Here is an 11,576-nt window from a genome sequence, read left to right as displayed (position 1 = left end):
GTGTTTAGGTTGATCCCAGCGAAAGCTAGGCTTGCAAAGATTGCGGTTGTTGATAGGATTTTAAAGATTTTCATTTTTTCTCCTTTTAATTGATTTGAGGAATAATTCTAAATTTAAGCCACTTAAAGGTTAATGAATTTAAGGGATATTTCATTAAAATTCTCAAAATTTATCAAAATTTTGCTGTTTTATAGCCGGAGTTTTTGGTTGCATATTTACTTAATTCGAGAAAAACTTGCAAAAAAAGATTAAAAATTAAAGAGTATATAATAAAATGCTGATATTTAGGGTTTTATGAAATCAATTGTAACGAAAAAGAAGACTAAAAATATATTAGGTGGTGTCCCTGGCGAGATTCGAACTCACGGCCTCAAAATTAGGAATTTTGCGCTCTATCCAGCTGAGCTACAAGGACAAAATCGGTGAAATTAATCACCGATTATGTTCATAACATCATCTAGTTTGCGTTGTAAATCTGAATAATCGATTGGCTTAGTCATAAAGTCATACGCGCCTTTATTTAAAGCCTCTCTTTTTGCAGTTTCATCTGTGGTCAAAACTATTACAGGAATATGTGCGATATGCTCCCTAGAATGCAAGTTATCTAAAAATTCTAAGCCGTTCATTACAGGCATAACAATGTCAAGTAGGACTAAATCCACTGGCTCTGCCTCTAATACGGCCAATCCGTCCAAGCCGTTTTTGGCTTGGAGGATTGTGGTAAATTTACCATATTTTTTTATCATAACTTCTAATAGTTTCAAATTTATAAGGTCATCATCAATCATCAAAACTTTTAATTCTTTCATCAACTATCCCTTATATATATTTTTGCGCAAGTTTTTCTAAGCCAGATTTAGTGATGTTGTAAGTAACAACTTCGCTAAATGCAGGGTTCTCGTCGTTGTCGTTAGAGAACAATACTAGATTTGTATTTGGCGCTTTTTGGTGTAGATTTTCTAGGGCAGCGAAATCGATACCAGCTAGTTTTTTATCTATCAATACCAATTTGTAGCTATCGTTAGTTGCCATAGAAATTAGTTGCTCAAAATTCGCAGCCATATCAACATCTTTGTATTGGTGTTTTAAAATGCTTGCGAAAATTTTGCTTTCCATGACATTTGCTTTACAAATCAAGACATCTTTTGCTTTGACAGCTTGTGCTACTGGCTCATTAACGATAGTTTTCTTAGGAACTTGTTTCATTATCGTTTTAGGCACTTTCACGGTTTTTAGAATAGTTTTTGGAACTTGGCGTTTTACAAGTTTTTTGACTATTTGTTTAACTGTGCCACCAGCAGGAGCTGCGTCAGAGCGTTTGTCACCGATAAAGTCATTAAGCATATTAGCCAAAATGTCTTTTTTGATCGGTTTTGTACAATACTCATCTAAACCAGCTGCCATAAATTTCTCTCTATCGCCTTTTAGCGCGTTAGCTGTAACAGCTACGATTGGGATATGGCGTAGGTTGTTATCTGCTTCGTATTGTTTGATTTGTTTTGTTGCTTCGATACCGTCCATTACAGGCATTGAAATATCCATAAAAATCAAATCATACTCTTCGCCTGATTTTCTAGCTTCTAGTGCTAGCAAGCCGTTTTCTACGATCGTTAAATCCATTTCGAAGCTGTTTAATGTGTGCTTCATAAGTTTTTGGTTAATTTCATTATCCTCTGCGATTAGAATTTTAGCAGCGTATTTGCGATTAACCATAGGAACATTGTCATCGTTTGGATTGTGCTCAGCAGGAACTTCAACTTCCTCTTCGACTTCAACTTCCTCTTCAACCATAATTGTCTCTTCTTGTTGAACTTCCTCGTAGATTGTAACAGGAACTTCGATGATTTCTTCGATTACTCTTTGTTTAGTAGCTACTGCGGCAGGAGCGACTGTTTCTACCACTGGCTCGACTACTTTTTCTACGACTGGCTCAACTACTTGCTCTACTACTGGTTCTACAACCGCAGCAGCTGGCTCGACTACTGGCTCAGGCTCTACGACCGGTTCTACCACAGGAGCGCTAACTTCTACGCTTAGAGCTTCTACTTTGATCTCAGGAGTTTGAATTGCTACTTCTGGCTCGCTGATTTGAGCTTCGATATCTGAAATTTCAATCTCTTGGCTTTCTGGTTCTACAACTGGTGCCACAACTGGCTCTTCAATTGTAATCTCAGGGATTTCTACCTCGACATTTGGTGTTTCAGGGATATCAAGAGTGATATCAGAAATATCAGTTCTAATCTCTGGGATTTCAGGCTCGATGCTTACGCTAGGTTCTACAACCGGCTCTGAGATTGCAGGCTCTGGTGTAGATACGAAGCTTGCTTCGCTAGCTGTGCCTCTGTGTCTGTTTTGTAAAATAGCACGCAATTCATCTGCTGATGAGCTAGATGGTTTTGGCTCTTCTATTTTTGGTTCTTCTATTTTTGGCTCTTCTACGGCTAGTGGAGCTTCTTCCATAATCATCTCTTCTGCAACTATCGGAGTTTCTACGACAGGGCTTTCCTCGACGATTGGCGATTCATCAAGAGTGATATCTGGGATAATTGGTGATTCATCAGCGATAGCAGATAGGCTAGGCTCTTCTACTATTGGCGCTGCCACTGCTGCTGCTGCTGGTCTAGCTTTTAATGAACCAGATTTTTGAATTTTGTCTATTGTTTTGCCTAGTTTTGATAGGTTCACTGGCTCAGATAGAGTGAAAATTCTAGGGTTTGTAATGCTAATACTTTGTAACTCTTTTGGTTTTAGAGTTAGGATTGTAGGTAAAATCGTAGTATTGCTTACATCGCCATAGTTTTTAAATCTAGTAATCAACGCGTCAAAAGAGTTGTTGTTTTGTGCAGAGCGAAGTTGCGCGCTTGAATTAAAGACTGAAATTTTTGCACCTAGATTATTTACATATCTCTTAACGACATCGCTATACATTACATCGTTAGGATCTGCTAGAAGTGCGAAATTTAAGCCGCTGATGTGAGCAAACATCTCTTCTGCGTCTGTTTTTTGAGTCTCTTTAAGTGGTAGAGTGAAGAAGAATTTCGTTCCTTTACCAACTGTTGATTTAACTTGTAACTTACCACCCATCATCGCAACATATTTGGATGAAATGGTTAGACCAAGACCGGTTCCGCCGTATTTTCTAGTGATTGTAGAATCAGCTTGTGAGAAGGCGTTAAATACATTTGCTAGTTTATCCTCAGAGATACCGATACCTGTATCTTCGACGCTAAATGTTACGATAGCTTCGCCAGGGTTTTTCTCTTCTTCTCTGACGATATTGACAGTAATACTACCTTGCTCTGGTGTAAATTTAACGGCATTTGACATAAGGTTGATAAGAACTTCTTTAATCTTAGTAATATCGCCGTATAGGTGATGAACCAGCGTAGGGTCAATGTAAAGCAAGATATCGATGTTTTTCTCAGCAGCTTTTGCAGCGTAGATCTCAACAGCACTTTCGAAATCTTGAATTGGGTTGAATAAAATATCCTCAATCTCAACTTTATTGCTTTCGATTTTAGAAACATCAAGAATGTTATTAATAATGGTTAGAAGGTTTTCAGATGATTTTTCGATTGTATCGACATAATCGCGTTTTTCTTCGTCCAAATCTGTGTTTTTGAGCAACTCTGTAAATCCAATAATACCATTAAGCGGAGTTCTAATCTCGTGTGACATATTCGCAAGGAAGATAGATTTCGCTTTGTTAGCATCCTCGGCTTCTGCTTTTTGCAAGGCAATGAAGTCGATCGCGTCCTCGATAAGCGAGTAGGCTTTGTCGATACCGTCAGCTGTGTTGATATCGAATTGCTCGTTGTTGTTAGAAAGCTCACCAACTCTACCAAGAACCCTTCCAAGGTCGTTGATGTTTCTGTTAATGCGTCTAACGACGGCGATTGAGAAACCAACTAGGATAAGTGATAGCAAGAACGCAGCAGCAGCGAAAATCAATGTTTGAAGTTGTTGCGCTGAGTGAGTATCAACACGCTCATGTAGTGCGTTAGAAGTCATTTTAACAGCTTCGTCTAGCATTGCATATTTTTTAGATTGGATACTAAACCACTCGTTAAATGGAATATCATACTCGCCAGTTGCTAATTGAGTTTCAATCGTTCTCATTGCATTTTGTGCATTTTCGGCGATTTGCTCATTTTCAGGTTTAGCGAAATACTCTTCTAGCTCGCCTTTGATAGCGATATCTTCACCAGTAGCAGCATAGTGAGTAGCGATGACTAGGTCAGGCATTTCTGATGTCCATGCGTGCTCTTTCCAGTGATCAATCTCTTCCCTAGGAAGTGGGCTACCTGAGATGATGTATTCGATACTAACATCGCGAACCGCAGCTGTTCCAGAGATCGTGTCATACATGTTTGCAAGAGTAAGCGATAGAGTACCAACATCGGCTGAATACAAGTTTTCGTTGATAGTATCACGGAAGGCAGTCATTTGCTCGTCAAATTTATCATAATACTCATCGAATAACTCAACGAATACTTTGTCACGATTGTCAATGCTTTTTCTAACCTCAGGAAGTCTGCCAATCAAATTTGTAATTTGATCAATCGCAGCAGATTGTGCCTCTGAGTGCTCGATGAAAAGTTGGTGAAGAGCATTGTCTTGTTCGTGTGTTTGAGCGTGATAGTCAAGGAAATCTTGCCATGCTTTATCAGTTTTGGCGCGTTGTGTTTTAAGAACAGAGCCAAGACCGACATTGTTACCGCTACCTAGATACGCCGCTGTGATACCACGCTCTTTGGCAAACTCCTCGTAGAAGTCATACAAAGCAGCTGAGATATCGACTTTATGCTTGAGGTTTTCGTTGATTTTATACAACCTCGCAGCATCATACAAATACCAAGACGCAACGACAAAAATGATTAAAAGTGGAACCCACGCAACCATTTTAAGAGCGCTAGAAGTATTTAGTCTCATAAAACATCCTTCGTATTTTGCAAAATGCAAAAAAGTGAAATTTCAACCTCAAAATAAGCTTTACAAAGAAAAATGAAAACTGTATTTCAAAGATTTAATCTCGGATTTTACTCTAAAAATCTTTAAAGGTAGCTTTGTTTGCCTATTTTATGGGCGGAATTTGAACAATTTTTCAGCAAAATTTTGTCCGATTAAGCTTTTTATTTCATCAAAATTTGCCAAATATATATTTTCGAAACTTCCGTAAAAATCTAAAAGTTTTTTGATTTTGCCTTGCGTAAGCCCTAAATTTAGGAGTTTTGAGCTATTTAAGTCATTTTTGCGTTTTGTTTTTTGATGAAATGAGATCGCAAATCTGTGTGCCTCGTCCCTTAATTTTTGGAAAAATTGTAATTTTTTATCGTTTGGTTGGAGTGCAAAAATTCCACTATTTGCGCAAATTTTATCCTTTGCCGATCCCTTGGCGCGGTGAGCTTTGGCGCCCAATTTTTCCTTTGAAATCGCGATTACATCGACATTTGCTCCCACGCTCGAAATAATGTCGCAAGCTAAATTTAACAAAACTTCGCCGCCGTCAATCACCCACAAATCAGGCGCGCCAAGCTCGTCAAATTTAAGCGCACGCGAGGTGAGATATTCCTTCATTTGGTCGTAGTCGTTGTTTGAGCTTAGGTGTTTGTGGCGGTAATTTTCTTTGAAAAACTCGCCCTCTTTATAGCAGACCATTGCCCCTACTGGCGCACTTCCAAACATGTGTGAGTTATCAAAAATTTCGATATTTACAGGCAAATTTTGCAAGCTAAAATAATCTTTCAATTCCGCTAAAAATCCATAATCATGCGTTTTGAGATATTTTTTTATGTTTATTTGGCAGTTTTGGTAGGCGATTTCGCAAATTTTGCGTTTTTCGCCGATTTTTGGGACGATAATGCTAAAATTTCTGCCATGCCTGCTGGCTAAAATTTCGCTCACAAGCGCCTTGTCGTCAAATTCAGCGTAGCAATAAATTTTTGCACACGCCACGGGCGAACCCCCTGGAAATGCGCTTAAAATGAGCTGTTTGTAGCCGTTTTTTGCGTCGTCATCGTTTGCGTTTTTTAGGTGAGAAATGTGATAGTTCGAGGCCGAAATTTTGCCCTCTCTCACGCTAAAATGCACGGCACAAATCAAATTTGCCTCCCCAGCGATCGCAAATACTTCAAAATCATCTAGCTTTGCTAAATCCACTTCAACTTTGATATTCATTTGCTTTAAAATTTCGATTTTATCGCGCATGCTGGCAGCTTCTTCAAAATTTTCATTTTCGGCAAATTTAAGCATTAGCGAGCTTAGATACGGCACCATTTTTTGCGGATTTTTGAGCGAATTTAACGCCTCTTCGACTATTTTTTTATATTCGCTACTTGAAATTTTGCCCTCGCACGGGGCTTTGCAGCGGCCAATCTGAGCAAACAGGCAGGCTTTTTTGTCTTTGATGCAGTTTTTTTTCTGCACGAGCGGAAATTTCATATAAAGCGTCTCTAAAATTTCCTTTGCGCCGTGAAAATACGGACCAAAATAGCGAATATTCGCCCCCTTTATCACCTTGCGCGTGATTTCAAAGCGCGGAAATTCGTCGTTTAAATTTATATAGATATAAGGGTATGTTTTATCGTCGCGCAAAAGGATATTGTATTTGGGTTTAAGCTGTTTGATAAAGGAATTTTCCAAAATCAGCGCGTCGCTTTCGCTTGGGGTGATGATGTATTCTAAATGCACAGCTTCGCTTATCATTTTTGCGATTCGAGCGCCAAGGCGCGGGCTTGGAGCGAGAGTGGGAGTGAAGCTAAAATAGCTTTTGACGCGGTTTTTTAGCACCTTTGCCTTGCCCACATAGAGCAATTTCCCGTCTGCGCCGAAATACTGATAAATGCCGGGATTAGCGGGTAGGGATTTGATTTCGTCGATTAGCAATGATAATCTCTCTTATTTCTTCAAAAATTTTATGAATTTTTTCATCTTTGATATTGTTTGTGAATTTGCCCTGTGATTTTTCTGCCACGCGCACATCGCTACTACTTGCCTTTTTTTGTGCGAGTTCTTGCTTGCGTTTTTTGCTCATTGTTTTGGTAGCAACGAAAATTTTCACATCCATATCAGCGTGAAATTCGCCAAATTTATGCACGCTGGCAAAGATTTTTAATATATCTTTTATCAGTTTTATACTACTATCTCGTTTTAGCTCTTGAAGTCCTGCTGGGTGCTTCACAGCTATCATCAAAATGTCATTTTTGGTGTAGATAAAGGCTATGATTTTTTGCCAGTTTTTGGGCAAAATTTTAATAAAACTCTCTCTGGCACGAAATTTGGCGTATAAAGGACTATTTTTCACATGTGCAATGATTTGTTTAATACTTTTAGTTTCCATAAGTTGATTTTAGCATTTTTTATTTTAGGTTTGCTTAGTGGGTGCGGATACAAAGCCGATCCGTTTTATAGCACAGACTCAAATTCGAGCAAGGTAACCAAATAATGGCTAAATTTAGTTATAATCAGTGAAATTTTAATGAAGGGAAAATATGCAAACAGCTGACATTTTAGTTTTGGATTTTGGTTCGCAATACACGCAACTTATCGCGCGTAGGCTTCGCGAACAAGGTGTTTATACGGAACTCATACCATTTGACGCCTCAATCGAGCAGATTATGGCAAAAAACCCAAAAGGCTTGATTTTAAGCGGTGGGCCAGCGAGCGTGTATGCGAAGGACGCTTATTTTTGTGATGAGAAAATTTTTGATTTAGGTTTGCCGATACTTGGGATTTGCTATGGTATGCAGCTAATTGCGCAGCATTTCGGCGCCTCTGTCGTGCCAGCAGCGAAAAAAGAATTTGGCAAAGCAAGCCTAAAACTACTTCGTTCAAACAAGCTTTTTAACGGCGTGAGCGATAACTCGACCGTGTGGATGAGCCACTCGGACAAGGTCGCTAGCCTGCCAGAGGATTTCGAGGTTTTGGCGTGTTCGGACGAGAGCGAGTGGTGCGTGTTTGGCAATGACGCGAAGAAAATTTACGCATTGCAATTCCACCCAGAGGTGCAACACAGCGAGTTTGGAGATCAAATTTTAAAGAATTTTGCAAAAGAGATTTGCGGGTTAAGTAGCACTTGGAATATGGGAAGCTTCGCAAAAGAGCAAATCGCAAAAATCAAAGCAAAAGTAGGCAATGACAAAGTCCTTTGTGCCGTAAGCGGCGGCGTAGATAGCTCCGTGGTGGCAGCTCTCCTTGCCCACGCAGTGCCAGAGAATCTAATCGTAGTTTTTGTAGATAACGGGCTACTTCGCACAAACGAAGCAAGGCAAGTCGAAGAGATGTTTAAGCTCAAACTTGGCGTAAATTTAATCAGCGTCGATGCGAGTGAGCTTTTCCTAAGCCGCTTAAAAGGCGTAACTGAGCCAGAGAAAAAACGCAAAATCATCGGCGAGACTTTTATCGAAGTTTTCGATAAGGAAGCCAAAAAATTTGAAAATGTAAGGTATCTTGCACAAGGCACACTTTATACCGATGTGATCGAAAGTTCGCCAAGCGGGGCAAGTAAGACGATAAAAAGCCATCACAATGTAGGCGGACTGCCTGAGTGGATGAAATTTGAGCTAATCGAGCCATTGCGTGAAATTTTCAAAGACGAAGTGCGCCAACTTGGGCTTGAACTTGGACTTTCGCGAGATGTCGTTTTCCGCCACCCTTTCCCGGGACCGGGCCTTGCGATTCGCATTATGGGCGAAGTAAATACGCCAAATTTAGAGCTACTTCGCAAAGCAGATGTGATTTTAAGAGAAGAGCTAAAATCGAGCGGTTGGTATGATAAAACTTGGCAGGCATTTTGCGTGTTATTAAATGTCCGCAGTGTCGGCGTCATGGGCGATAACCGCACTTATGAAAATGCAGTTTGTATCCGCGTAGTCGATGCGAGCGACGGCATGACGGCTAGTTTTTCGCGTCTTCCTTATGACCTGCTAGAAAACTGCTCACGCCGCATTATAAACGAAGTAGAAGGCATAAATAGAGTAGTTTATGATATTTCGTCCAAACCACCTGCGACTATCGAGTGGGAATAATTTTTAATTTGACGGGCGTTTTGCCCGTCTTTTTTATTTTTTTCGCAAATTTTGGCTTATTGTTTTAGATGATTGTGGGTTTGTAAGTTAGTTTTTACTTCGCAAAAGTGAATCGGAAAGTTAAAAATTCACAACTCTATTCCTAAATTTTGCAAGGTTTTTATCACTCTTTCGCAGTTGCCGTTTTTTTAAGCTTCTTATTTTTTAAAATTACCTAAAACTTGACATCTATAATTGAAAAATTTTAAAATTGGTTCAATAAATTTTTAACTAAATTTTCAGATTTATATTTTTCTATTTTTTCTAAATTTGGTAGAAAATCTTTATTATTCATTATATCAGATAAATCAAAATCGCTATCTGTATAATAATCTACATATTTGCAAACATCTACCGATCTTAGAAAATCAACAGTAGCACCATTAGAAGATACATTAAGTATTCTGCAACCAAATTTTAAATAATCTACAACTTTTGATGATAAAAATAGATTGATTTTCATTGGAGCATCTATATTTACAAGTATATCTATATTTTTATCTATAAATTTAAATAAATCATTTTTGCTCATAAATGGTAGAACTTCAACTTTTTTTTCTAGCGAATATTTGGAAATTAAATTTTTTAATTTGTTTAAATCTTTATTTTTTAAAATTTGTCCTATTTTACCAAACCTACCTTGTTCATAATAGGCATTTCTAACAGCTCCTATTAAATAAACTTTAAAATTATCATTTTTTTGATTTTTTAAATATTGAAAAAATTTCTCTGGTGTTCTTATGCCATAAAACGAACCGGTGTATGCCAAATTAATTATTTCACTATTTTTTTGCAAAATAGATTGTTTTATTTTATTTTCTACATTTAATGGGTTTGGAAAGATATAAAATTTTTCTTTATCAAAACCATTTGCGATATACAAATCAATAACATATTGATTTGTATGAGTTATAATGTCGCATTTTTTAAATACTTGTTTTTCAATAATTTTAGATATTGTTTTTTTTAATATATATTTTTTACTATAATACGGACTTAGAAAGCCGACATCGCTAAACATTGCTATTTTTTTGATACTATTTGGCAAAAATAAATTTACGATATGTAGCGATATTGGTTCAGAGCGAGTTATTACCAAGTCGTATTCATTTAAATTTATTTTTTTGAGAAATAATATAGTTTTTATCACAAATAAAATTTTTTCTAATCCAAAAATATTTTTAAAAATTTTTTCTAATATTTCAGGCATAGAAGAATTAATAACCGTCTTGTCTGTATAATCAAATTCTTTATTTGTAATAACATGAACTCGATGATTTTCTTTTATAAAACCTTGTAAAATACTATTAGCAACTATGCCTTCTGGATTAAATTTTGACCAAATTTCGGTTGATATAAATAAAATTTTCATATTCTACTCGCATATAAATTTTAAAATTTTTTCACACGCTTTTCCGTCGCCGTATGGATTATGACAACTTGACATTTCATCATATTTCTCTTTGTCATTTAATAAATTTTGCGCTTCGTTAAATATTACGGCCCTATCTGTCCCGACCAACTTTACAGTTCCTGCCTTTATGGCTTCTGGTCGTTCGGTGGTATCTCTCATAACCAAAACTGGTTTTCCAAGGCTTGGAGCTTCTTCTTGAATTCCGCCGCTATCTGTAATAATAAAATATGACTTTTCCATCAAATAAACAAAATTTTCGTAACTCAAAGGTTTTATCAAATATACATTTTGCAAATTTGATAAAATTTCATTTACAGGTTTTTGCACATTTGGATTTAAATGAACAGGATAAACTATATCTATATTAGGATTTTTTAAGGCTATATCTTTTAAAGCATTGCATATATTTAAAAATCCTTCTCCAAAATTTTCCCTTCTATGACCAGTTACAAGAATAAATTTTCGATTATCAATCACTTTGTATTCTAAACTTTTTATTATATTATTTTCTATCTCTTTATCATTTTTTATTTTTTTAACAGCTAGGTGCAAAGCATCGATAACCGTATTTCCTGTAACTATAATATTTTCTTGTTTTTTATTTTCTTGCAATAAATTTTGCATAGCTTGATTTGTCGGAGCAAAATGATAATCTGCCAAAATTCCGACTATTTGCCTATTTGCTTCTTCTGGAAATGGTGAATACATATTATGCGTTCTAAGACCAGCTTCGATGTGAGCGATTTTTATTTTAGAATAAAACGCAGATAGTGCAACCATAGAAGCTGTCGTAGTATCACCATGCACAAAAACAATATCTGGCTTAAAATCATTTAAAATTTGATGCATATCTACCAAAATTTTTGCACTAATATCATACAGGGTTTGGTTTGGCTTCATCAAATTTAAATCATAATCAGCTTTTATATCAAAAAAATTTAAAACCTGATCAAGCATTTCGCGATGTTGTGCTGTAACACATACTTTTGTTTCAAACAAATCTTTATACTTGTCAAATTCTTTTACAAGCGGAGCCATTTTTATGGCTTCTGGACGAGTGCCAAATACTATTAAAATTTTTTTCATATTTTTATTCC

The 11,576-nt window shown here is 36.9% G+C and carries 7 protein-coding genes and 1 tRNA gene; 1 reads left to right on the top strand and 7 read right to left on the bottom strand.

The genetic code is table 11. The features are described from left to right. Positions 1 to 338: 338 nt before the first annotated feature. The 5 genes from OFO10_RS02440 to OFO10_RS02420 form a co-directional block, all read right to left on the bottom strand. Positions 339 to 415 (bottom strand) — tRNA-Arg (locus tag OFO10_RS02440). 13 nt (positions 416 to 428) lie between these two features. Next, positions 429 to 809, bottom strand: a complete 381-nt coding sequence (locus tag OFO10_RS02435) for a response regulator (protein WP_270859672.1) — start codon at positions 807 to 809, stop codon at positions 429 to 431. Between the two features lie 10 nt (positions 810 to 819). Next, on the bottom strand, positions 820 to 4,932 hold the full coding sequence (locus tag OFO10_RS02430; RefSeq protein WP_270865949.1) for an ATP-binding protein: 4,113 nt from the start codon (positions 4,930 to 4,932) through the stop codon (positions 820 to 822). A 147-nt stretch (positions 4,933 to 5,079) separates the two neighbouring features. Next, entirely contained in the window at positions 5,080 to 6,885 is a 1,806-nt protein-coding gene (uvrC, locus tag OFO10_RS02425) for an excinuclease ABC subunit UvrC (protein WP_270865948.1), read from the bottom strand. Next, on the bottom strand, positions 6,851 to 7,339 hold the full coding sequence (locus tag OFO10_RS02420) for a hypothetical protein (protein ID WP_270865947.1): 489 nt from the start codon (positions 7,337 to 7,339) through the stop codon (positions 6,851 to 6,853). Before OFO10_RS02420 ends, uvrC begins: the two co-directional genes overlap by 35 nt. 151 nt (positions 7,340 to 7,490) lie before the next feature. On the opposite strand from OFO10_RS02420, the gene guaA reads away from it, so the two are divergent. After that, positions 7,491 to 9,026, top strand: a complete 1,536-nt coding sequence (gene guaA / locus OFO10_RS02415; RefSeq protein WP_270865946.1) for a glutamine-hydrolyzing GMP synthase — start codon at positions 7,491 to 7,493, stop codon at positions 9,024 to 9,026. Between the two features lie 244 nt (positions 9,027 to 9,270). Here guaA and OFO10_RS02410 read toward each other — a convergent pair whose 3' ends face one another. Beyond that, on the bottom strand, positions 9,271 to 10,437 hold the full coding sequence (locus OFO10_RS02410; RefSeq protein WP_270865945.1) for a glycosyltransferase: 1,167 nt from the start codon (positions 10,435 to 10,437) through the stop codon (positions 9,271 to 9,273). A gap of 3 nt (positions 10,438 to 10,440) precedes the next feature. Continuing rightward, positions 10,441 to 11,565: a non-hydrolyzing UDP-N-acetylglucosamine 2-epimerase gene (gene wecB / locus OFO10_RS02405; protein ID WP_270865944.1), complete on the bottom strand. Its 1,125-nt coding sequence runs from the start codon at positions 11,563 to 11,565 to the stop codon at positions 10,441 to 10,443. Positions 11,566 to 11,576: the final 11 nt, after the last annotated feature.

The organism is Campylobacter sp. VBCF_06 NA8, assembly GCF_027737825.1.
Taxonomy (GTDB): Bacteria; Campylobacterota; Campylobacteria; order Campylobacterales; family Campylobacteraceae; genus Campylobacter_B.
The sequence above is the reverse complement of the archived record's forward strand: the minus strand, read 5'-3'. Positions and strand labels throughout refer to the sequence as shown.